This is a genomic window from uncultured Tenacibaculum sp., assembly GCF_947494125.1.
GTDB lineage: Bacteria > Bacteroidota > Bacteroidia > Flavobacteriales > Flavobacteriaceae > Polaribacter.
On record NZ_CANLTU010000001.1, the window covers coordinates 669,677 to 692,368 of the forward strand.

The following is a 22,692-nucleotide window of genomic DNA, read 5'->3' on the forward strand; positions in this document are numbered from 1 at the left end:
ATTTATTTTTAAGGCTTAATTTCTTCTTTTGTTTTATTTAATAATACAGGTTTTCCAAAACCTAATCCATTTAAGCGATCTAATTGTGTTTCTGCATCTCCAACAAATAACCAAATCATTTTATTAGGATTTGCATATTTTTTTGCTAATTCTTGAATTTTTTCAACAGTCATTTCGTTTACAATTTTCTCTCTATCCTTTACATAGTTAGCATTTAAATTGTATTCACTAATGTTTTGTAGCATCCTTAATTTAGCACTCATGGTTTCAAAACCTCTCGCATTACTTTTAATTAAGAAACCTTTTGTAGTTGCTAAATCTTTCTCAGAATAATTAACTGGATAGTCTGTAACTATTTTCTTTATCAATTGAGCAGATTCTAAGGTTACGTTAGATCTAACTCGACTAGCAATAGTAAAAGGACCAACAGCTTTTGTTCCTGAGAATTGTGAGTAAATACCATAAGTATATCCTTTTCCTTCTCTTAATTCTTGCATTAATTGAGAAGCAAAACCACCACCACCAAGAATGTAATTCATTACGGTTGCCGAGTAATAATCTTTATCGGTTGCAGATAAAGCTGGGGCACCAAAACTTAGTACAGACTGCTTTGCTTTAGGCACATCATAAAAATACACTGTAGGTTTACTTGGCGCTTCAGGAGTTTTAAATACAGGAATAGTTACTGTTTTTGCAGTCCATTTTGAATTTAAATTATTTAATGACGTGATTACTTTCTCTTTATTAATGTCTCCAACAATATGTAGTTTAGCAACTGAAGGAGAAATATAATTAGTATAATAGGCCTTTAAATCTTCTAAATTAATTTTATCAATAGAAGAGATGCTACCTAAAGTGTTTTTTGAATGAATATTATCTTTACCGTAAATTAATTCATTATACACATTTTGAGTAATTGAATTAGGGTTTGCTTCCTGCTGACGTAAATTACCAACTACAGATTTTTTTATCAATTCAAACTCAGTTGCATCCCAACGAGGTTCTAATAACATTTCTTCAACTAAGGCTAATGTTTTAGCATAGTTTTTTGCTAGTGAATTACCGCTTATTGTTATATGCTCTTTTGAAGCATAAATATTAATAGAAGCACCTAGCTCTTGTATAGCTTCTTCTAATTCCGCAACGGTTTTGTTTTTTGTACCTCTATTCATTAAACGAGCAGTAAGATTCGCAAGGCCTAACTTATCCATTTTCTCTAATAACTGGCCACCGTCAATTACTAAATTGAAACGAACTAAAGGAACTTCACTATTTTCAATACCATACACCTTAATTCCGTTTGCTAATTCATCAGTCCAAACATTTGGCACATTTAAGGTTGGAGCTTTTCCGTAAGGAGGCTCTACAGCACGATTTATTTTTGAAGGAGTTTTTGTGTACTCAGCTGCAATTTTTGGGTCGAATTTCGCTTCTGCTCCCAGAACAATTTTCTCTTCTTTAATAATTGCTTCTTTAGAATCTTTAATAGCAAGATTCGCCATTCCTTTAGGAACAAAACTTGTTGCAATAAAGTTTTTACCTTTAATGTACGTGTTATAAACACGCATTACATCTTCTTTCGTAACGCCAAGCGTAAGATCTATTTCTTTGTTAATGAAATTAGGATCACCTGCATAGGTGTTATAAGAAGCTAAACTTGTTCCTTTACCAATTACGCTAGCTAAACTATTGTAAAATTGAGTTTCTAAACCTGCTTTAATTCTGTTTAAATCTTTGCCAGAAATACCTTCTTTTTCGAAGTTCTCAAAAGCTTTATGTATTCCATTATTGATTTCATTTAAGTCAACATCTTTAAATCCACGAATACCTAACTGAGTTTGACCAGCTAATTCAGAAGACCAGTTCCACATACCAGTAGAAGCAGTAAGTTTTAAATCATCAACTAAAACTTTATTTAAAGGAGCTTTTTTTCCTTGTGATAAATATTCGGTTAAGATATCTAAAGCATAAGAATCTTTATGGTATAATTCTACCGTAGGCCAAGCTATTGTTAACATAGGCAATCTAGCAAAATTATCTTCAAAGTATAAAAATTTAGATTCATTTACAATTCCAGACCTTTTTTCTAAAGGGGTAATTTTTTCTCCTCTCGGAATTTCATCAAAATATTTATGTACCCATTCTTTTGCTTCTGTTGGGTCAAAATCTCCTGATAAAACCAAGGTTGCATTATTTGGAACGTACCATTTTTTAAAGAATGTTTTTACATCATTTAAAGTGGCATTCTGTAAATGTTCTAAAGAACCTATTACTTGCCAGTTATATGGATGATCTTTTGGGTATAAGTTTCGATCGATAATTTGTTGATTAAAACCGTAAGGAGCGTTGTCTACTCGTTGTCTTTTTTCGTTTTTTACAACTTCTTTTTCTTTTGCTAAAACAGGATCGGTTACCGTATTTATAAACCAACCTAATTTATCTGCCTCTGCCCAAATCATTTTTTCTAAAGCATCATTTGGTACCGTTTGTAAATAATTTGTTCTGTCTCTAGAGGTTGATCCATTAGCGCCAGAACCACCAATTCGAGCACTCATTTTATCTAAGCCTCCTTTTCCTAAGTTTTCTGATTCTAAGAATAATAAATGTTCGAATAAATGCGCAAAACCAGTTCTTCCTTCAATTTCTCTAGCAGAACCAACATGTGCCATTAATTCGACAGCAACTACAGGATCAGATTTATCGATATGAAATATAACTTGTAATCCGTTTTTTAATTCGAATTTTTCAAAAGGAACATTTAAGGATGTTTTAGCTTCGCTTTTATCAACTTTTTTGTCATCTGTTTTACAGGAAGCTATAGAAATAGCAAAGACAATGAATAGAAAGTTTTTAATCATTATTTTAATTGTTTGGTAGTAATGTTTTTATGTGTGGATAAATATACAAAAAGAGAAAACCGCATACTGTTAAAGAAATGCTAGGGTTTTTAACAAACTAAAAAAGCAACCTCAAATGAGATTGCTTTTTATTATAATTTAAAAGATTATAAACCTATCCTAAGAAAGGGTATTTATAATCTGTTGGTGTTACAAATGTTTCTTTAATTAAACGAGCAGATGTCCAACGTAATAAGTTTTGAGGAGAACCAGCTTTATCATTTGTTCCAGAAGCTCTAGCGCCTCCAAATGGTTGTTGTCCTACTACGGCACCTGTTGGCTTATCGTTAATGTAGAAGTTTCCTGCTGCATTTTCTAATGCTTTAGAGGCTTTTTCAACAATGTATCTATCTGTAGAGAAAATTGCTCCTGTTAAGGCATATTCTGTAGATTCATCAACTAGTTTTAATGAAGCTTCCCATTCAGCATCTTCATATACGTAAATAGTCATTACAGGGCCAAATAACTCAGTACACATAGTTGCATACTTAGGTGAGTTACTAACGATTACTGTAGGCTCAATAAAGTATCCAACAGATTTGTCGTGACCACCACCAATAATTACTTCAGCATCGGCATCCGCTTTGGCTGCATCAATATATTTAGCAATTTTGTCAAAAGAACCTTCGTGAATTACAGCATTTATAAAGTTAGATGGATCTTCTGGAGAACCCATTTTTAATTCAGCAGCTTGCGCAACTAAATGACCTTTAACCTCTTCCCAAATAGAAGCAGGAATGTAAGAACGTGAAGCTGCAGAACATTTTTGACCTTGGTATTCAAAAGAACCTCTCGTAATTGCTGTAGCAACTTGTAAAGGGTTTGAAGAATTGTGCGCCCAGATAAAATCTTTACCACCAGTTTCTCCAACAATTCTTGGATATGTTTTATACGTATCTATGTTGTTTCCTATTTGTTTCCATAAATGTTTGAAAACATGTGTAGAACCTGTAAAGTGTAATCCAGAGAAATCTGGAGAAGCTAATACAGTATCAGTAATCATAACAGGATCACCATATACAACGTTAATTACTCCGTCAGGTAAACCAGCTTCTTTAAATAAGTCTACAATTACTTGTGCAGAGTATGCTTGATGATCAGAAGGTTTCCAAACAACAACATTCCCCATTAAAGCAGCAGCTGCAGGTAAGTTAGCAGCAATAGATGTAAAGTTAAATGGAGTAATTGCATATACGAATCCTTCTAAAGGTCTGTATTCAACTCTGTTCCATATTCCAGGTGCAGAATCTGGTTGCTCTTTAAAGATGTCAATCATGAATTCTACGTTAAAACGGAAGAAATCAATCATTTCACAAGCAGCATCAATTTCAGCTTGGTGTACATTTTTAGATTGAGCGATCATTGTAGCAGCATTCATTTTTGCTCTATATGGACCCGCTAACAATTCAGCAGCTTTTAAAAATATAGAAGCACGTTCCATCCAGCTAACACTAGACCATGCTTCTCTTGCAGCTAAAGCTGTTGAAATAGCAGCATCTACATGAGATTTATCTGCTGTGTGGTATTGACCAACTACATGTTTATGATCATGTGGAGGTGTAATATTTTTAGTGTTTCCAGTTCTAACTTCTTCACCATTAATATGCATTGGTACATCAATATTACTATTGAACATTGATTTGTAAGTTGCCAATAATTCTTCTCTTTCAGGAGAGCCAGGAGCGTATCCTTTTACAGGTTCGTTTACTGCTTTAGGAACATTAAAAAATCCTCTTGCCATTTTATTATGTTGTTTGTATGTTTAAAAATATTTTTCTTGAAAAAGCAAAAACAAAATCTAATACTATTAATTTGCAGAGATTAAGTTGTTTACATAATCAAACAATCTAGGATTGTTTTGAGGTACAAAGTTAACACTTATTTTTAGTAATAACTAAGTAGTTTTTATGTCTTAATTTACCAAAAGAGATACTATATGTGCACGGTAACTTATTTACCTTTAGGAAATAATGATTTTATATTAACATCTAATAGAGATGAAGATCCTAAACGAAGAACAATACCACCCAAAGAATACAATGAAGAAGGGGTGAAGTTACGATATCCAAAAGATGCATTGGCTGGAGGTACTTGGATTGGTTTGTCTGAAAAAGATAGACTAATTTGTTTGTTGAATGGAGGTTTTACAAAACATGTAAGAGAAACTTTCTATAAAATGAGTAGAGGGGTAATTGTAAAAGAATTACTAAAAGTGAGTAATCCAGTTGAAATTATACGCAATTTTGATTTCAATGGCATTGAACCTTTCACTATAATCTTGGTAGATTGGAAAAATACTTTAAAGGCTTACGAACTAATATGGGACGGTGTACAAAAGCATTTTGTAGAATTGAAAAATGAACCTAAAATTTGGTCATCATCAACTTTATATAATGAAGAAATAAAACAATTACGACGCGAGTGGTTTGCAGATTGGCTTCAAGAAAATAGCGAGTTTTCTCAAACAGAAATTGTTGCTTTTCATCAGGATGAAACTAAAGGTAGTTCTGAAATTTCATTAAAAATGAAACGTTCAAATGTTGAAACTGTAAGTACTACTTCTGTAAAAAAAGAGCGAGATATTATAACAATGGATTACTACCCGGTTGAAGTTATAAAATAGCGTAAAATCACTATTAAATATTGACTGTGAAATAAGAGTTTTTAGTATTTTTGCGAAAAAAACTATGTGTAAAAGGCAGTTGCTTATTTTGTGCTCAATTATTCTTTTATTGTTTACAAGTTGTTTTGAATTTGTTGAAGAAATAAGTTTTAATAAAGACGGATCGGGTAGTGCTACATTGACTTTAAACTTAAGTAAAAACAAAACAAAAATAACCTCTATACTATTGCTAGATAGTATTAATGGATATAGAGTTCCTTCAAAAAATACAATTCAAAAAAAGATAGCTGAGGTAGTTAAGAAAATAAAAAAAACCAAAGGAATTCATAATGTAAATAGTACGTTGAATTTAGATGAATACATCGTTGCTATTTCTTGTGATTTTGATACTGTGGATGCTCTTAATTCTGTATTAATAGCTTTTAGTTCTAAAAAGCAGGGCCAAGCGATAAAGAACCGAAAACATTTTACTTATAATAAAACGAATAAAACATTTGTTCGTAGCCATCATTTTAATATTGGAAGAGAATTTCAAAATACAAAAATGAAAGACAGAAAGGTTTTTGAAACGGCTACTTATACTGGGGTATATCGTTTTCAGGACTTCGTAAAATCATGTGAAAATAAATTAGCAAGAATATCAAAAAGTAAAAAAGCCGTTATGTTACGAGTGAAGGCTCAGGATATAATAACAAACAACCAAACAATAAAAAATAGAATACAACTACAGAATTAAAAATTATGATGAGAAAAATTATTGCAGCAATACTATTGGTGAATACATGTATTGTTTTACAAGCACAAAAACTAGAAAGTAAAATACCTAATAATGTAGATGTTGTTATTGCAGCAAATGCAGATAATTTATTTAGTTTAATTGATATTTCTGATATAGATAACAGCTTTATCGGAAAAGGAGTGTTGAGAGGAACAAATAAAAAAAACAAAGTTACTTCGGTAAGTAACATGGGAATTGATATTGAATCGAATTCATATTACTTTTTTAAGAAAACCGATAGTATATCATACCATACTGTTTTAGTTGAATTAAATGACAGAACACTGTATGAATCTACACTGAAAGAGCGAAAAAAGAAAAAGATTAAAAGAGAAAATGGTTATAATTACATAGAAGGGTATGGTAGTTTAACAATTTGGAATAACACGATGCTTGTTGTTGTTAATGGAAGTAAATCTTATAGCTATTTTAAAGAGCATAAAGATCGTTTTGATAAGTTAAAAGGAGAGAAGGAGTCTAGTTATTCTTTTAAAAAGAGAGTTGTAAAATCTTGGATTAAAAAAGAAGCATTACATGTTCTAAATAATAATTTATCAAATTCAATAGCTACGAATAAAAAATTCCAGAAAGGGAAAAAGAAAAATGCTTCAGCTACACTTTGGGTTCGTAATTATGGGATGCTAATGTCTAGTTTTATAGAATCTTTTGGAAGAAAAATGCGTTCAACGATGTCGTATTTAATGCCTCAGAAAGGGAAAAATATTTATGGAGTAGAAGAAGTAACAGCAAATTTATTTTTTGAGAAATCAGACGCTCGAGTTTTATTAGAAATGACAGTTAGTGACTATATGAAAAAGTCATTTAAAAAGATTTATAATAAAAGAATGAATAGTGCTATTGTAAATGGTTTTGATCATGATAAGGCCTTAGCTTTTTGTAGTATGTCTATGAGTACAGAAGAATTACTTGTGCAATATCCAGAAATGATGAACAAATTATATGGAGGTATTTTACCAAAGTTTAAACAAGAATTTGATATTATTGGTGATATGTTATCATTAATAATAGATGAAAAAGCAATAGCTAAATTAGTAACTGGAGATGCTCTTTTTGTATTGAATAAGTTTGCGGAAAAAGAAGTTGAGTATACAACTTATGAGTATGACGATGATTATAAGCGTAAAGAAGTAACTAAAACAAGAGAAACATTAGTTCCTGACTTTACAATAATGATTGGATCTGAAGAGAAAGAATTACTAACAAAAATATTTAAGTTAGGAGAAAAGTATAAAGCTGTAAAAGCAACGAATAATGTTTATGAACTAGTTGTGAAAAAAGCGAAATTACCATTTAAAATTTATGCAGTAGTTAAAAATGAGGTTTTATATTTTACAACTTCTAAAGGTAACGCTTTAAATATTGAGAGAGGAAGAGTTAAGTTTAAATCAAATAAACATAGTAAGTTAATTAAAAATAACGCTACTGTAATGTTTGCAGATATTAATGGGTTAATTAATAGTGTGCCTGCAGGATGGTTTGGTAAAAAAGAAGATAAAATGATTCGTTTTTCAAATGAACACTTAACCAATATTCATTTTAGAGTTTCAAAAATGAAAGGAGCTAAAATATCTTCTGAACTAAAATTAAATACAAAAGGAAAAGAAGAAAATACATTAAAATTAGTATTTAGGTTAATTAATGATATGACTAAATAAGACTGATGAAAAAAAAGATAGTATATCTTATCTTAATTATACTAGGTATGGTATTTACAGTTGGATATTTTCGGTATAATCCAACTGTAAATATTATAAATACAATACCAGCTTCTGCAGATTCAGTTATTAGAATTAATTTACGTGAAGTTGAGTATACTATGATAAAGGATGTTTTAAAACACCCTTTATCATATTTTGATTTTAAAAAAACAACATCGTCAGAGTCAAAAAAAACAATCTCTTTAATTAATCAAGTAGAAATACCTAAGAATATATTTTTTTACACTAATTCTAAAAATTTAAAAAACACTTGGATAAGCAGTGTGCTCAAAATAAAAAATAAAGAAAAATTATTTAAATTCTTTAAACAAGAGGGAGTTGTTAAAAAAAATAAAGAAAATGTAGCGTATTTTGCTTATAAGAAGTTTAATTATTTTGTAAAAGGAGATGAACTTAAAATGATGTTTAGTTATAATGATATAACTAAAACAGAATTGATAATTGACACGATTTTTAAGGAAGGAAGTTACTTAAAAGAAAGTAATAAGGACTTGTTGAAATTAAAAAACAACAAAGGGCTTATTGCCATGTATGTTAAAAACAATGGCTTTTTTGAACTGAAAAAACAGAGTCAGAAAATACTAATAGAAGGGGAACTAAGTAATAACCTTTTTTTGCCTTATGAAGCTGTTGAAAATGAACAGGTTTTAGCATTAGTTTCAGGGAGGGTTAATCAGGAATTTGCATCTGGTTTTATAAAGAAAAGACAAAAAGATAAGTTTAAAAAGTTAACAAATTTATCTTTAGACTCCATCAATAATTATTGGAATGGAGAGTTAGATTTTAGTATTAAGTCTTTTGAAAATAAAACGGATACAATTACTACATATGAATACGATGATGATTTTAATAAGATAGAAAAAAAATCGATCGATGTAAAGATAATCCCTAATATCAATTTTAGAATTGGAGGCAGTACATTTTTTGATTATTTGTATTCGAAAAAAAGCATCCAAGATGTTGAAGGAGAAAATATAGCTGTTATAAATCCATTGTTTAAAACGTATGCAAGTAAGGGGGAGAAAGAAGTTGTTTTATATTCAGCAGCTAATGATGGTTTTAAAGAAAGAGGAAGTAATAAGTTTTCATTTTTTTTTAATGTAGAAAAGTATTCAGGGAAAAATAGAGGCTTTTATTCAGTTGCAAATAAATATTTAGAACAAATACAAAAAGTTAGAGCAGCAATAACCCAAAACAACGAAATTAAGGTTGTTATTGATTTAAAAAGTACTTCATTAAAAGCAATATCTAAAGTATTAGAATAACGAAATTTGTTGTATTTATTAAAACAGATAGAAATATTTAGGTTTTAGAGAAAGGCAAAAGATGCAGCTCCAACAACTACAACTCCTATTGTAGCTAAGAATAAATAGACTAGATTTATTAACGAAAATTTTATAAAAGTTTTAAAATATCCTTGCTTATAAAAACTTTTCATAGCTATAAAAAGATAAAGTAAGAAGAGTAGAACGAAAATCCCTTCTTGAGCACCTTTAGTAAAAAAGTCTAGAATAATAAACAGTGTAATTAGTAGAAAGAAAACTGTTTGAGTATGAAAAACAAAAATTAAGTGTTCTACATAAGTAAATGTACCTCTGATATAAAATATCTTCAAGAAAAAAGTAAAAATAGGTAATAGGATAAATAAAGAAATAGATCCATAAGAAAGCATTTGTTTTAAGAATTGATCTCTTTTTTCTTTCTTATCTACAAAAGAATTAGCTACTTCGGCTCTACTATAAAAAAACCTATTTAAAAAGGTCTTTTCGTATTTGAGACTATCTAATGCAATATCTGTTTCAACGTCAGGGTTTTTGCGATTAAATGAAATAAATTGATCTAATCTAGAGCTTCCTCCAAATGATATGTTTCCCGGAATTTTGTTATTTGTAGTGTCATTAGCTTGTTTGTTAACCTCGTCTATAATTGTTTTTTTAGTTACAGAATCGAGAGGTATTTTTTCTAGTTGTTTATTGGTTTCAATTTTTAAAGAATCAATATTAATATCCTTAGGGATATTGGCCATTAAAGAAGTGTTCTTTTTGATGTTTCCCTTACTAAAGTCTTGAAATTTGTTGTAGCTAGAAATTAGACTAAAAATTAAAAAGAAAATAATAGAAGTGGTTATGTAAAAACGAAAAGGATTAACATATCTAGTACGCTTTCCATCAATATAATCTCTAGATACCTTTCCGGGTCTTATGAGTAAAGGAATAAGGGTTTTCCAAAATTTAGCATCCCAAGAGATAAAGCCAGCAAAAACTTCACGAATAAAGCTTATTAAAGTGATTTTTTTCCCTTTATTTTTTTGACCACATTCTGGGCAAAATTTTTCGTCTTGAATAAAAGGATGTCCACAGTTTAAGCAATTAGGGTCTTTTATAATTGCTACTTTATTTTTTTTACCCATTAGTTTAAAGTAGGAGTACTAGTTAGTTGAAATGTTGGTATGATCACAAGAAATTCTTCTGAAGTTTCAAAGTTAATCATTTTATAATTTCCTTTCATAGCTCCAGTTGTAGAAAGTAGAAAGCAGTTTGATTTATAATTATAAGATTCATTAGGTCTTAAGGTAGGTGTTTCTCCAACGACACCTTCACCTTCAACTTGTTCAACAATGCTAAGTGCATCAAAAATCATCCAGAAACGCCCTAAAAGTTTTACGGTATCTTTAGATGTGTTTTCAATGGATATATAATAGCTAAAAGCATTGCGTTGGCGATTTTCATAATAAATCGGACCATTGAATGTAGTTTTAACAGATATTTTTATCCCCCTAGTTATTTGCTGAAACATAGTTTAAATATAAGGTTTTTTAAGTCTTAAGTCAATTAAGACGTGTGCAAATTACCTATTTTGATTAAAATAACCCATACCTACTCCGATTACTCGGTCATAAGTTTCGCCGAAAGGTTTGTAATATACGACGACAGTGTATTCGTTTTCAGTTTGATAAAAAGAGCCATCGATTTCATTTAAATTTATAGTATTATTCTTGTCAAGTGTAACGTAATTGTAATTGTAAAACCCTTGTTTAAATAAGATAGCTGTTTCATAAATTTTATTTGCAGCATTATATTTCATCTTATTTTCATCAGATAATTTGTAATTGTTATAAGCACCATAAACGTAAATTTCTTTATTATCTATGGGTTCAAAAGCGTCTAAAGAAAAATGAACTAGTGAATAATCAGCTTCTGTACTGGCATCATTAGCTTCTAGTGTTCTCACTATAAATTGCCCATTAATATCAGGGTTGTATGTGTAAATTTTATCGGCTCGTTGCTCGTTGGTATATAAATAACTATTGTAAATATCTTTTCTCTCTGTTTTAGCGATGTTTAAACTAGTGCTTCTTATGTATTTACTGTCGAAATTTAAAAATTCATTACCTCCCCAAAAATTAGTTTTAAGAGTATGGTTGTAAAGTAATTGTTGAGGTTTTATAAATTGAGGTTGAATATTATTGATGGCAGTGGTCCAGTTGTGATTTTGAAATAAAGTAACATTTACTTCTTGGCTCGGGTTGTTAATTTGCAAATTTGGATGATTAACCGAAAATTGAACTGTTTGTTTTTGGTTATTAGATTTAGTGTCTCTACTCCTAAAAACAGCAACACCTACTGTGGTAATGTTTTCATAAAAAACACATCGTCTAGAAAAAACTATATCATAATTTTCATCAAGAACAGAAATTAAATAGTTGCCACTTTTGGTGATAATGGTATTTTGATTCGGAATCTCTACTGAATAATGCGTGTAAGGTTGTAGTGTGTTAAAAGAATTGCTAAAGTTGATAATTTCATTTTGATCAAAGCCATCAATATACTGATTGGTTGTTAGATTACTAGGTTTCCAATCATGAGTCATATGCTCAATTTTGTATTGGTATTCTTTACTATCAGCATCTAAATCATCAAAAGACAATTTTAAAATATTGCCTAAAGGAACAATAGCAGAAAATTGATTAGAATTGTTTTTAGGACGTAGTTCAATGGTTTTTATATTCTGAGCATTCAGAAGTAATGAAAAGCCAAAAGAAATTAAAAATAAAAGATGTTTTGTCATAGACTACAAATGTATCAAAATGTAGACCAAAGACAAACTCGTCTATTTAGAATAGGTATAAATAAAGAGAAGTGTAAAAGATAAAAATATAAATACTTACTCGAAAAATTGAAAATCTGTAAATTTGCATGTTTTTTAAGAAAATCAATTTAATCAGTTCCTATGTCAAAAGACATCCGTATTAAGAAAGGCTTGGACATCAAGCTAGTCGGCGAGGCAGAACAAAATACTACCGAACTTCCATTGGGTAGTGTGTTTGCCATTAAGCCAAACGATTTTCACGGCGTTATTCCTAAGATTTTAGCTAAAGAAGGTACCGAAGTAAAAGCAGGTCAAGCACTTTTTCATGCAAAAAGTGATGAGCGAATTTTATTTCCAAGTCCAGTTAGCGGAAAAATTACAGAAATCGTTCGTGGAGCAAGAAGAAAAGTATTAGAAATTAAAATCACTGCTGATGCACAGCAGGAATACAAAGATTTTGGTAAGCAAGACGTTAACACAATGTCTGGTGAAGAAGTGAAAAATCACTTGTTTGCTTCAGGTTGTTGGCCATTTGTAAAGCAACGTCCATATGACGTAGTTGCAAATCCAAATCAAGCTCCAAAAGCAATTTTTGTATCAGCCTACGCAAGTGCACCTTTAGCAGCAGATTATGACTATGCTCTAAAAGGTAAGGAGGCTGAGTTACAAGCAGCTTTAACTGCGTTAACAAAGTTAACAGAAGGTAAAGTACATGTTTCAGTAGCAAAAAATTCAACACTATCTCCGTTTAAAGAGCTTAAAGGAGTTGAGTTACATAAAGTGTCTGGACCACATCCAGTAGGAAATGTAAGTACTCAAATAGCACAAATAGATCCGATAAATAAAGGAGAAGTTGTGTGGGTAGTTACACCTCAAGACTTAGTGATAATAGGCGAACTATTATTAACAGGTAAGTTTAATGCAAAGCGTACAATAGCTTTAGCAGGGTCTAAATTTAATAAGCCGCAATATGTAACTGCAATAGTAGGATCTAAGATAGCTGAGCTTGTAAAAGGAAATTTAGAAGCTGATAGCGCTAGAATTATAAGTGGTAATGTGTTAAGTGGAGAACAAGTAGGAGAAGAAGGGTTTTTAGGGTACTATGAAAATATAGTAACTGCAATTCCAGAAGGAGACGATTATGAATTATTTGGTTGGAATAAACCAGTTTTTGATAAAGTTTCTACCTCAAGAGCATTTACATTTTCTTGGTTAACTCCAAAGAAAAAATATGACTTAAATACAAATACAAACGGTGAACACAGAGCATTCGTGGTTACAGGAGCGTATGAAGAAGTATTTCCGTTAGATATTTACCCGATGCAATTATTAAAAGCTTGTAAATATAAAGACCTTGACGAAATGGAAGGGTTAGGAGCTTATGAAATTGCACCAGAAGATTTTGCATTAACAGAATTTATTTGTGTGTCTAAACAACCTCACCAGAAAATAATTCGTGAAGGATTAGATTTAATGAGAGAAGAATTAGGATAAGATATGGGCTTAAAACAAAACTTACATAATTTAAAAGAAAAGTATAAAGGAACTAAAATGGCACCGCTATTTAATGGTTTTCATACTTTTTTATATTTGCCAAATGAGACAACTCACGGAGGAACTCATATAAAGGCAGCAGATGATTTAAAACGTACAATGAATATTGTAATCATGGCATTAGTTCCATGTTTATTATTCGGTATGTTTAATGCAGGGTATCAACACTATGCAGCAATTAATGGATTTACTGAAGGAATGTCTTTCTTTAGTGGTAATTTTTGGAACTTAGACAATTTATTAGTCGGAGCTGTTAAAATTTTACCATTAGTAATTGTTTCATACGTAGTTGGTTTAGCAATAGAATTTGTGTTCTGTATCATAAAAGGACACGAAATAGAAGAAGGATACTTAGTAACAGGAATGTTAGTTCCATTAATTGTACCAATCGATTTACCATTATGGATGTTAGCTGTAGCAGTTGCATTTGGAGTAGTAATTGGTAAAGAAGTTTTTGGAGGTACAGGTATGAATATCTTAAATCCAGCATTAACAATTCGTGCATTTTTATTCTTTGCATATCCAACATGGATGTCTGGAGATAAAGTATGGGTACAAGGAGCAAGAGAATTAGCAGGATCTGCTGATGCTATTTCAGGAGAAACAATGTTAGGTAGTTTAGCACAAAATGCAACACCTAATTTCTCAGTATCAGATATGTTCTTTGGATTTATTCCTGGTTCAGTAGGAGAAACATCAACATTATTAATTTTACTAGGAGCTTTATTTTTAATTTTTACTAAGATTGGAAGCTGGAGGATAATAGTATCATCAGTATTAGGAGCTTTAGTAATGGGATTCATTTTTAATCAAGTAGTTGAAATGGGATGGATTGGTGAAACAAGTAAGTTTTACGGATTAATGAGTTTAGATTTCTGGAAACATTTATTAATTGGAGGTTTTGCGTTTGGTGCAGTGTATATGGCAACAGACCCAGTATCGGCAGCGCAAACCAATAAAGGTAAATGGATTTACGGTTTCTTAATTGGATTTATTTCAATTATGATACGTGTATTCAATCCAGCATATCCAGAAGGAGTAATGTTAGCTATTTTATTAATGAACGTTTTTGCTCCAACAATTGACCATTATGTGGTTCAAGGAAATGTAAAGAAAAGATTAAAACGTGCTAAAGTTAAAACTGCCTAATTATGAGTAAGAGAACAGATAGTAATGGATATACGCTACTTTTTGCCATCGGGATGGTATTAATAGTAGGTGCGTTGTTAGCTTTTACAGCTTCATCGCTTCGCCCAATGATTGACGCTAACAAGCGTATTGAAAAGCAACAAAATATTTTGTATGCTATGGGTGTAAATGAAAACGATGAAAGCAGTGCAATCTTTGTATCAAAAGATAAAGTGGCTGATGAGTTTTCAAAATATATTAAAAAGCAATTAGTTATTGAAGGAGATAAAACTACTGAAGATGCAAATGCTTATTTAATCGACGTAAAAAAACAGCAAACAGCTGCAAAAGCAGGAAAAGTAAGGAAATTGCCATTATTTGTTGGAGAAAAAGACGGTAAAGCGTTTTATATAGCACCAATTAGAGGTAAAGGTCTTTGGGATGCTATTTGGGGATACGTTGCTATGGATAAAAACATGGTAGTTCAAGGAGCTTTCTTCGATCATAAAGGAGAAACACCAGGACTAGGAGCTAACATAAAGCAACGTTATTTTATGGATGATTTCATCGGAGAAGATTTAATGAACAATGGTTCTTTTAAAGGAATCACCGTTTCAAAATCAAATAACGATCCGAAGAACGAAGATAAAAATGATAACGAGGTAGATGCAATTGCAGGAGCAACAATTACTGGAGACGGTGTTGCAGCAATGATTAAATCTGAATTAGGTTTATACGTACCTTACTTTAAAACATTGAAATAATTATGGGACTTTTATCAAAAAAAGACGCAGCATTAATTACTGACCCATTAGCAGATAATAACCCAATTACTATTCAAGTATTAGGTATTTGTTCTGCATTAGCAATTACAGCGGAATTACAAGCATCAATTGTAATGTCTGTATCTGTATTGTTTGTATTAGGAATAGGAAATGTGGTAATTTCTTTATTAAGAAACATTATTCCATCAAAAATTAGAATTATTGTACAGTTAATCGTAGTTGCTGCTTTAGTAATTATAGTTGATCAAGTATTAAAAGCATTTGCATACGAGTTGAGTAAAACACTTTCGGTTTTCGTAGGGTTAATTATTACCAACTGTATTATTATGGGACGTTTTGAAGCATTTGCTTTAGGAAATGGACCATGGAGAGCATTTTTGGATGGAATAGGTAATGCTTTAGGATATGCTGTAATTTTAATAGCAGTAGGTTTCTTTAGAGAATTATTAGGTTCAGGTACTTTATTAGGATTTAAAGTATTAGGAGACCCAATTGAAAAAACTGGACTATATTCTATTGGATATGAAAATAACGGATTCATGTTATTATCGCCAATGGCATTAATAGTTGTAGGTATTATTATATGGGTACAACGTAGTAGAAACAAAGCATTAATTGAAGACTAACCTAGTTAGGGTTCATTAAAAATATAGAAAAATGGAACATTTAGAATTATTTTTCAAGTCGATATTTATTGATAATATGGTATTTGCTACATTCTTAGGGATGTGTTCTTACTTAGCAGTATCTAAAAAAGTAACAACAGCAGTAGGTTTAGGAGCTGCAGTTATTTTTGTATTAGCTGTAACAGTACCTATCAACTGGTTATTAGATCAATATTTATTACAACCAGGAGCATTATCTTGGTTAGGAGAAGAGTATGCAGATTACGATTTAAGTTTCTTATCATTTATCATGTTTATTGCAACAATTGCAACTATGGTACAATTGGTAGAAATTATTGTCGAAAAATTTGCACCAGCATTATATAACTCTTTAGGTATTTTCTTACCATTAATTGCCGTTAACTGTGCAATTTTAGGAGGGTCTTTATTTATGCAATCTCGTGAAATTCCAACCTTAGGTTTATCATTAACATATGGTGTAGGATCAGGAATAGGATGGTTTTTAGCAATATTAGCAATTGCAGCTATTCGTGAAAAAATCAGATATTCATCAGTGCCACCAGCATTAAGAGGATTAGGTATTACTTTTATTATTACTGGTTTAATGGCTATTGGATTTATGAGTTTTGGAGGAATGTTAACAGGAGGAGATGATGAAGCAAAGAAAGAAGAAGCTCCAAAAGCAGAAATCAAAATAGAAAAGAAGGAAGCCGTAAAAGAGGATGCTGAAAAATTAGCAGATAACACTAAAAAAATTACAGAATAATGGTATTTTTAGAAGTAAGTACTGGAGGAACAGTAGCTGTAACTGTAGTCGCATTCTTAGCAATTTTATTAGTTTTAGTAGGGTTGTTATTATTTGTAAAACAAAAATTAGCACCATCGGGTCCAGTAAAGATTACGATTAACGGTGATAAAACAATTGAAGTTGCTTCAGGTGCTACATTGTTAACAACCTTAGGAAACGAGAAAATATTCTTGCCATCAGCATGTGGTGGTGGTGGATCATGTGTACAATGTGAGTGTCACGTAAATTCAGGTGGAGGAGAAGCTTTACCAACAGAAACACCTCACTTTACACGTAAGGAATTACAACACGGTATTCGTTTAGCATGTCAGGTAAAAGTAAAGCAAGACATGGATATTTCTATTCCAGAAGAAATTTTTGGAATTAAGAAGTGGGAAGCAACAGTTGTACGTAACTATAACGTAGCAACTTTTATTAAGGAATTCGTAGTTGAAATTCCAGAAGAAATGGATTATAAAGCAGGAGGATATATTCAAATTGAAATTCCAGAATGTGAAATAAAATATGCAGACATGGATATTTCAGCACATCCCTCAGATCATCCAGGAGAGCCAGATAAATTTAAAGCAGATTGGGAAAAATTTGGTTTATGGCCGTTGGTAATGAAAAATACTGAAATTGTAGAGCGTGCATATTCTATGGCTTCTTACCCGGCAGAAGGGCGTGAAATCATGTTAAATGTTCGTGTAGCAACACCTCCTTTCGACCGTGCTAAAGGCGGATGGATGGATGTTAATCCAGGTGTAGCTTCTTCTTATATTTTTAATCAAAAGCCAGGAGATAAAGTAACTATTTCAGGACCTTATGGAGAATTCTTTATCAACGAGTCTGAAGCAGAAATGTTATATGTAGGTGGTGGAGCTGGTATGGCACCAATGCGTTCACATATTTATCATTTATTTAGAACTTTAAAAACTGGTAGAAAAGTAACATATTGGTACGGAGGTCGTTCTAAAGCAGAGTTATTTTACATTCACTACTTTAGAGCATTAGAAAAAGATTTTCCAAACTTTAAATTCTACTTGGCATTATCAGAACCATTAGAACAAGACAACTGGAAGCCTAAAACAGATATTAATGATGAGGCTGGAGATGGTTTTGTTGGTTTTATTCACCAAGTTGTAATAGATCAATATTTATCTAAACATGATAGTCCAGAAGATTTAGAATTATATTTCTGTGGGCCACCATTAATGAACAAAGCAGTACAAAAAATGGGTGAAGATTTTGGTCTTGATGACGAAAACATCCGATTTGATGACTTTGGAGGATAAAACTTCATTGATAAAAATTATAAAGCCGATACAGAGATGTATCGGTTTTTGTTTTGTATGAGTTTCATTCATAAACTAAAAGTAACCATTCGGAAACTTTTGATTAATAATTGTTTCTTTTTTTTAAAATTGGAAAAAACAATAAGATGCACTGCCCAAAATGTAACTCGAAATATTTAAGAATAAAGCAAAAAACTACTTTTCAAAAAGTCTTTTTTTTAAGTAAAAAATATAAATGTTTCCATTGTAAAACAGTTTTTATGAGAGCATTCCTTTTGAAGAAAACTTATTTGTTTTCAAAATAACATACATGTTGTATGTGGAGATAGAAAGCGTACCTTTGCACAAATTTTTGCATAAATGATTTCTTTTCAGGATTTAGACTTATCAAACGCATTACGTAATTCAATTGAAGACCTTGGTTTTGTTAATCCAACACCAATACAAGAAGAAGCTTATCCGATTATAAGATCGGGTAAAGATGTTGTGGGTATTGCTCAAACAGGTACAGGTAAAACATTTGGATATATGTTACCTATACTTCGTGATTTAAAATTTTCAAAGCAACGACACCCTAGAGTACTTGTTTTAGTACCAACACGTGAATTAGTAGTTCAAGTGGTTGATGAGATTGAAAAGTTATCGAAATACATGACTTTGCGTACAATAGGGGTTTATGGAGGAGTGAATTTGAATCGTCATAAAGAAGCCGTAATGTTAGGTGCTGATGTTATAGTAGCTACACCGGGTCGTTTATATGACCTAGCATTGAGTAATGTGTTAAAATTGAAGTCAATACAAAAATTAGTGATTGATGAAGTAGATGTAATGCTAGATTTAGGATTTAGGTTTCAATTGTTAAATATTTTTGATGTCTTACCTAATAAACGTCAAAACATCATGTTTTCTGCAACAATGACTGAAGATGTAGAAGCTTTAATAGATGATTTTTTCATTGGGCCTAAAAAAATAGCAATAGCAGTTAGTGGAACGCCATTAGATAACATACAGCAAGTTAGTTATAGTGTACCTAATTTTTATACAAAGGTTAATTTATTAAACGAATTATTATTAGATAAATCAGCGTTTAGTAAAGTATTAGTTTTTGCTCCAAACAAACGAAATGCTGATCGATTATTTGAATGTATAAAAGAAGAGTTTCCATCACAATCATGTGTAATACATTCGAATAAGACGCAAAATTATCGTTTACGATCTATAGAGCAATTTAATAAAGGGGAAAAAAGAATTTTAATAGCAACAGATGTTATTGCACGTGGATTAGATTTAGAAGAAGTAACACATGTAGTTAACTTTAATACACCACATTTTCCAGAGAATTATATGCACAGAATTGGTCGTACTGGACGTGCAGAACGTGAAGGGAAAACAATTTTATTTTCAACAGAAAAAGAACAAGAAGCAAAAGAACGTATTGAGGAATTAATGAATTATAAAATTCCTAAGTTAGAAATTCCTGAACAAGTTGAAATAACAAAGCAACTAACAGAAGAAGAACGACCTAAAGAGGAACGAGAAGTTTCTAAAAATAGAACATCACAAGAATATGTTCCAGGACCAGCTTTTCATGAAAAAAGTGAAAAAAACAGTAAAGTAAATTTAGGAGGTTCTTATCGTAGAGAAATTGCTAAAAAATATAAGAAGCCAAAAACAAAAGGCGATAAAAATTACAATAAAAGAAATAAGAAAAAGTAATGAAAGCACTAACGGAGCAAGAACTTCATAACTTAGGAATGAACATTGTAGGGAAAAAACTACAAGAAAAAGGTTATGAGTTTGTTGCAATAAATAGTGAGCTTAAAAAGCATCCTCAATTTGTTTTATACAAAAAAGGTGAACCAACAATTTTTGTGTTGGTAAAAACTTCAAATAATATTCAAACACCAGAAGAATATGATGTTTTATGGATGGAAACATTTAAAGAACATGCAAAAAAACAAAATGCAAAAGTTTGGTTTGCAGGAATAGGAATAGCAAATGCAGAAAGCGTTGACTTACCAGTTTTTAAAGACCAACCATACTATGTTGCATTCAATGATTTTTTAAAATTATAGCATAAGAATACTTTTTACAAGATTGTGTTTAACTAATTATAAAACACATAATACCATTTATACATAATAATTTACCATTTACACATTGAGTTCTATTTCGTTGTGATACAGTGTTTTAAATTCGTAAATTTGCATAAGGGGAATTAATAAATATAATCATGAAAAAAAAAATACTTAAGGGGATTCAAAATTTTTTTAAAAACATTTTAGCTCAGTTAGCTGAGTTTGGAAAAGCTGCTGGTTACGCAATTAACCATTAAGCTATAACAAATTTTGAAAAAGGAACACTCGTTTTATCATAAAACGGGTGTTTTTTTGTGCTTTAATGTTAACTTTATAAAATGAAAGAATTACTATTAGACATACATAAATGTAAAATATGTGAGAGTTTTTTAGAGCCAAGACCTGTTGTATTTGCAAATGAATCTTCAAAAATTATTATTATAGGACAAGCACCAGGAACAAAAGTTCATAAATCTGGAATACCTTGGGATGATGCAAGTGGGAAGCAATTAAGAAAATGGCTAGGAGTTACAAACGAACAATTTTATAATGTTGAGAATTTTGGAATTATACCCATGGGGTTTTGTTATCCAGGAAAAGGAAAGTCGGGAGATTTACCACCAAGAAAAGAATGTGCTCCTGAATGGCATCAATTGTTGTTAGACAAAATGCCCAATGTAGAGCTGGTATTATTAATTGGAATGTATGCGCAAAAATATTATTTAAAGGAGAAAGCAAAAAAAACGTTAACAGAAACAGTAAACTATTATGAAGAATATTTACCTAAGTATTTTGCATTACCACATCCATCTCCAAGAAATAGATTTTGGTTAACTAAAAACCTTTGGTTCGAAAAAGATATACTGCCACAATTAAAAAGAAAAGTAACACAGATAATATCGAGTAGCTAAGTTGATAAATTTGTACTTTTGTACTCTATGATAGAAACACGTGAAGCCATATCTGAAAAAGCGGTTTTAATAGGTATTATAACCCAACATCAAAACGAAAAGCAATCAGAGGAATATTTAGATGAATTAGATTTTTTAACTTTAACGGCTGGAGGTATAGCAGTTAAACGTTTTGTGCAAAAATTAGAAAAGCCAAATCCTAAAACTTTTTTAGGAACGGGAAAGCTAGAGGAAGTAAAAGCATATATTGAGTCACATAATATTGGAACAGCAATCTTTGATGATGAATTATCACCTGCGCAATTAAGAAATATAGAAAATTTTCTGGATTGTAAAATATTAGATAGAACAAATTTAATTCTAGATATTTTTGCAAATAGAGCCCAAACTAGTTCAGCAAAAGCTCAAGTAGAACTTGCTCAATACCAATACTTGTTACCACGATTAACTAGATTATGGACTCACCTTGATAAACAAAAAGGAGGTATAGGGATGCGTGGACCTGGAGAAACAGAGATTGAAACAGATCGTCGTATTATTCGAGATAAAATAACATTGTTAAAGAAAAAGCTTATAACTGTAGATAAGCAAATGGCAGTGCAAAGAAAGAATAGAGGTAAAATGGTGCGTGTTGCTCTAGTTGGTTATACAAATGTTGGAAAATCGACTTTAATGAATGTAGTGAGTAAAAGTGAAGTCTTTGCTGAAGATAAGTTATTTGCTACACTAGATACTACAGTTAGAAAAGTAGTTATAAAAAACATTCCTTTTTTAATGACAGATACAGTTGGGTTTATTAGAAAATTACCAACTCAATTAGTAGAATCATTTAAGTCAACATTAGACGAAGTTAGAGAGGCAGATTTATTATTGCATATAGTAGATATTTCTCACCCCAATTTTGAAGACCACATAGCTTCTGTAAATAAAATATTAGATGAAATAAAATGTGCTCATAAACCAGTAGTGATGGTTTTTAATAAAATTGATGCATATAGTCACGATGTTATTGAAGAAGATGATTTGATAACAGAGAAAACGAAAGCTCATTACACTCTTTCAGATTGGGAAAGAACATGGATGAAAGATTTAGAAAAAGAGAGCATTTTTATTTCAGCATTAAATAAAGATAATTTAGAAAATTTTAAAGAAAAGGTGTATGAGGTAGTGAAAAGGATTCATATTCAACGTTTTCCTTATAATGACTTCTTATACCAAGAATACTAGAAATTTAACATAAAATGTTAAAATAGTAATGTAAAAAGAACTTAAATATTTTGATGTTTAAGTTCTTTTTTGTTATATTTAGATTCCCTTAATAAATAAAGTACATATTTTTTAAGTAGTTATAAATCAGTTTTTTTAACCATTTTAACCCCCTGGAAATGAGAAATAACACACT

At 30.9% G+C, this 22,692-nt stretch carries 19 protein-coding genes; 14 read left to right on the forward strand and 5 right to left on the reverse strand.

Going from position 1 to position 22,692, the window contains the following annotated elements:
• Positions 1–8: 8 nt before the first annotated feature.
• On the reverse strand, positions 9–2,858 hold the full coding sequence (locus Q0881_RS03045; protein ID WP_299156854.1) for a pitrilysin family protein: 2,850 nt from the start codon (positions 2,856–2,858) through the stop codon (positions 9–11).
• Positions 2,859–3,012: 154 nt separating this feature from the next.
• On the reverse strand, positions 3,013–4,638 hold the full coding sequence (gene pruA / locus Q0881_RS03050; RefSeq protein WP_299156856.1) for an L-glutamate gamma-semialdehyde dehydrogenase: 1,626 nt from the start codon (positions 4,636–4,638) through the stop codon (positions 3,013–3,015).
• Positions 4,639–4,833: 195 nt separating this feature from the next.
• Between pruA and Q0881_RS03055 the strand changes: the two genes are divergently transcribed.
• The 4 genes from Q0881_RS03055 (at position 4,834) to Q0881_RS03070 (ending at position 9,302) form a co-directional block, all read left to right on the forward strand.
• Complete coding sequence (locus Q0881_RS03055) at positions 4,834–5,520, forward strand: NRDE family protein (protein WP_299156858.1); 687 nt, start codon at positions 4,834–4,836, stop codon at positions 5,518–5,520.
• Positions 5,521–5,629: 109 nt separating this feature from the next.
• Entirely contained in the window at positions 5,630–6,256 is a 627-nt protein-coding gene (locus Q0881_RS03060) for a hypothetical protein (RefSeq protein WP_299156860.1), read from the forward strand.
• A 5-nt stretch (positions 6,257–6,261) separates the two neighbouring features.
• Positions 6,262–7,974, forward strand: a complete 1,713-nt coding sequence (locus Q0881_RS03065) for a hypothetical protein (RefSeq protein ID WP_299156861.1) — start codon at positions 6,262–6,264, stop codon at positions 7,972–7,974.
• A gap of 5 nt (positions 7,975–7,979) precedes the next feature.
• A complete protein-coding gene (locus tag Q0881_RS03070; protein WP_299156862.1) occupies positions 7,980–9,302 on the forward strand; it encodes a hypothetical protein in 1,323 nt (440 codons plus the stop codon).
• A 44-nt stretch (positions 9,303–9,346) separates the two neighbouring features.
• On the opposite strand, the gene Q0881_RS03075 is transcribed toward Q0881_RS03070, so the two are convergent.
• From Q0881_RS03075 to Q0881_RS03085, 3 genes are read right to left on the reverse strand one after another with little or no spacing between them, the layout of a single operon-like run.
• The gene (locus Q0881_RS03075) at positions 9,347–10,447 is read right to left on the reverse strand and encodes a DUF3667 domain-containing protein (protein ID WP_299156863.1); all 1,101 of its coding nucleotides are present in this window, start codon (positions 10,445–10,447) and stop codon (positions 9,347–9,349) included.
• A complete protein-coding gene (apaG, locus tag Q0881_RS03080; protein WP_299156864.1) occupies positions 10,447–10,833 on the reverse strand; it encodes a Co2+/Mg2+ efflux protein ApaG in 387 nt (128 codons plus the stop codon). Before apaG ends, Q0881_RS03075 begins: the two co-directional genes overlap by 1 nt.
• Before the next feature lie 51 nt (positions 10,834–10,884).
• A complete protein-coding gene (locus Q0881_RS03085) occupies positions 10,885–12,105 on the reverse strand; it encodes a DUF5103 domain-containing protein (RefSeq protein ID WP_299156865.1) in 1,221 nt (406 codons plus the stop codon).
• Positions 12,106–12,267: 162 nt separating this feature from the next.
• Here Q0881_RS03085 and Q0881_RS03090 point away from each other — a divergent pair, with 162 nt between their 5' ends.
• The 10 genes from Q0881_RS03090 to hflX all read left to right on the forward strand — a co-directional run bounded on the left by Q0881_RS03090 (position 12,268) and on the right by hflX (position 22,517).
• Complete coding sequence (locus Q0881_RS03090; protein WP_299156866.1) at positions 12,268–13,620, forward strand: Na(+)-translocating NADH-quinone reductase subunit A; 1,353 nt, start codon at positions 12,268–12,270, stop codon at positions 13,618–13,620.
• 3 nt (positions 13,621–13,623) lie between these two features.
• Positions 13,624–14,829 carry an NADH:ubiquinone reductase (Na(+)-transporting) subunit B gene (locus Q0881_RS03095; RefSeq protein ID WP_299156868.1) on the forward strand — a complete coding sequence of 402 codons (1,206 nt, stop codon included), beginning with the start codon at positions 13,624–13,626 and terminating at the stop codon, positions 14,827–14,829.
• Positions 14,830–14,831: 2 nt separating this feature from the next.
• Positions 14,832–15,572, forward strand: a complete 741-nt coding sequence (locus Q0881_RS03100) for a Na(+)-translocating NADH-quinone reductase subunit C (protein ID WP_299156871.1) — start codon at positions 14,832–14,834, stop codon at positions 15,570–15,572.
• 2 nt (positions 15,573–15,574) lie between these two features.
• The gene (locus tag Q0881_RS03105; protein WP_299156873.1) at positions 15,575–16,219 is read left to right on the forward strand and encodes an NADH:ubiquinone reductase (Na(+)-transporting) subunit D; all 645 of its coding nucleotides are present in this window, start codon (positions 15,575–15,577) and stop codon (positions 16,217–16,219) included.
• 31 nt (positions 16,220–16,250) lie between these two features.
• The gene (nqrE, locus tag Q0881_RS03110; RefSeq protein ID WP_299156875.1) at positions 16,251–16,985 is read left to right on the forward strand and encodes an NADH:ubiquinone reductase (Na(+)-transporting) subunit E; all 735 of its coding nucleotides are present in this window, start codon (positions 16,251–16,253) and stop codon (positions 16,983–16,985) included.
• Entirely contained in the window at positions 16,985–18,301 is a 1,317-nt protein-coding gene (nqrF, locus tag Q0881_RS03115) for an NADH:ubiquinone reductase (Na(+)-transporting) subunit F (RefSeq protein WP_299156877.1), read from the forward strand. Before nqrE ends, nqrF begins: the two co-directional genes overlap by 1 nt.
• Positions 18,302–18,664: 363 nt before the next feature.
• On the forward strand, positions 18,665–20,017 hold the full coding sequence (locus Q0881_RS03120; protein WP_299157016.1) for a DEAD/DEAH box helicase: 1,353 nt from the start codon (positions 18,665–18,667) through the stop codon (positions 20,015–20,017).
• Positions 20,017–20,376: a Na(+)-translocating NADH-quinone reductase subunit F gene (locus Q0881_RS03125; RefSeq protein ID WP_299156879.1), complete on the forward strand. Its 360-nt coding sequence runs from the start codon at positions 20,017–20,019 to the stop codon at positions 20,374–20,376. Before Q0881_RS03120 ends, Q0881_RS03125 begins: the two co-directional genes overlap by 1 nt.
• Positions 20,377–20,717: 341 nt before the next feature.
• The gene (locus Q0881_RS03130) at positions 20,718–21,290 is read left to right on the forward strand and encodes a uracil-DNA glycosylase family protein (protein WP_299156881.1); all 573 of its coding nucleotides are present in this window, start codon (positions 20,718–20,720) and stop codon (positions 21,288–21,290) included.
• A gap of 27 nt (positions 21,291–21,317) precedes the next feature.
• The gene (gene hflX, locus Q0881_RS03135) at positions 21,318–22,517 is read left to right on the forward strand and encodes a GTPase HflX (protein WP_299156883.1); all 1,200 of its coding nucleotides are present in this window, start codon (positions 21,318–21,320) and stop codon (positions 22,515–22,517) included.
• The last annotated feature ends 175 nt before the right edge of the window (positions 22,518–22,692 follow it).

Bases quoted from the DNA above. Each gene is read 5' to 3' on its own strand.
- Q0881_RS03045 (WP_299156854.1), bottom strand. From the start codon at position 2,858: ATGATTAAAAACTTTCTATTCATTGTCTTTGCTATTTCTATAGCTTCC.
- pruA (WP_299156856.1), bottom strand. From the start codon at position 4,638: ATGGCAAGAGGATTTTTTAATGTTCCTAAAGCAGTAAACGAACCTGTA.
- Q0881_RS03055 (WP_299156858.1), top strand. From the start codon at position 4,834: ATGTGCACGGTAACTTATTTACCTTTAGGAAATAATGATTTTATATTA.
- Q0881_RS03065 (WP_299156861.1), top strand. From the start codon at position 6,262: ATGATGAGAAAAATTATTGCAGCAATACTATTGGTGAATACATGTATT.
- Q0881_RS03070 (WP_299156862.1), top strand. From the start codon at position 7,980: ATGAAAAAAAAGATAGTATATCTTATCTTAATTATACTAGGTATGGTA.
- Q0881_RS03075 (WP_299156863.1), bottom strand. From the start codon at position 10,447: ATGGGTAAAAAAAATAAAGTAGCAATTATAAAAGACCCTAATTGCTTA.
- apaG (WP_299156864.1), bottom strand. From the start codon at position 10,833: ATGTTTCAGCAAATAACTAGGGGGATAAAAATATCTGTTAAAACTACA.
- Q0881_RS03085 (WP_299156865.1), bottom strand. From the start codon at position 12,105: ATGACAAAACATCTTTTATTTTTAATTTCTTTTGGCTTTTCATTACTT.
- Q0881_RS03090 (WP_299156866.1), top strand. From the start codon at position 12,268: ATGTCAAAAGACATCCGTATTAAGAAAGGCTTGGACATCAAGCTAGTC.
- Q0881_RS03095 (WP_299156868.1), top strand. From the start codon at position 13,624: ATGGGCTTAAAACAAAACTTACATAATTTAAAAGAAAAGTATAAAGGA.
- Q0881_RS03100 (WP_299156871.1), top strand. From the start codon at position 14,832: ATGAGTAAGAGAACAGATAGTAATGGATATACGCTACTTTTTGCCATC.
- Q0881_RS03105 (WP_299156873.1), top strand. From the start codon at position 15,575: ATGGGACTTTTATCAAAAAAAGACGCAGCATTAATTACTGACCCATTA.
- nqrE (WP_299156875.1), top strand. From the start codon at position 16,251: ATGGAACATTTAGAATTATTTTTCAAGTCGATATTTATTGATAATATG.
- nqrF (WP_299156877.1), top strand. From the start codon at position 16,985: ATGGTATTTTTAGAAGTAAGTACTGGAGGAACAGTAGCTGTAACTGTA.
- Q0881_RS03125 (WP_299156879.1), top strand. From the start codon at position 20,017: ATGAAAGCACTAACGGAGCAAGAACTTCATAACTTAGGAATGAACATT.
- Q0881_RS03130 (WP_299156881.1), top strand. From the start codon at position 20,718: ATGAAAGAATTACTATTAGACATACATAAATGTAAAATATGTGAGAGT.
- hflX (WP_299156883.1), top strand. From the start codon at position 21,318: ATGATAGAAACACGTGAAGCCATATCTGAAAAAGCGGTTTTAATAGGT.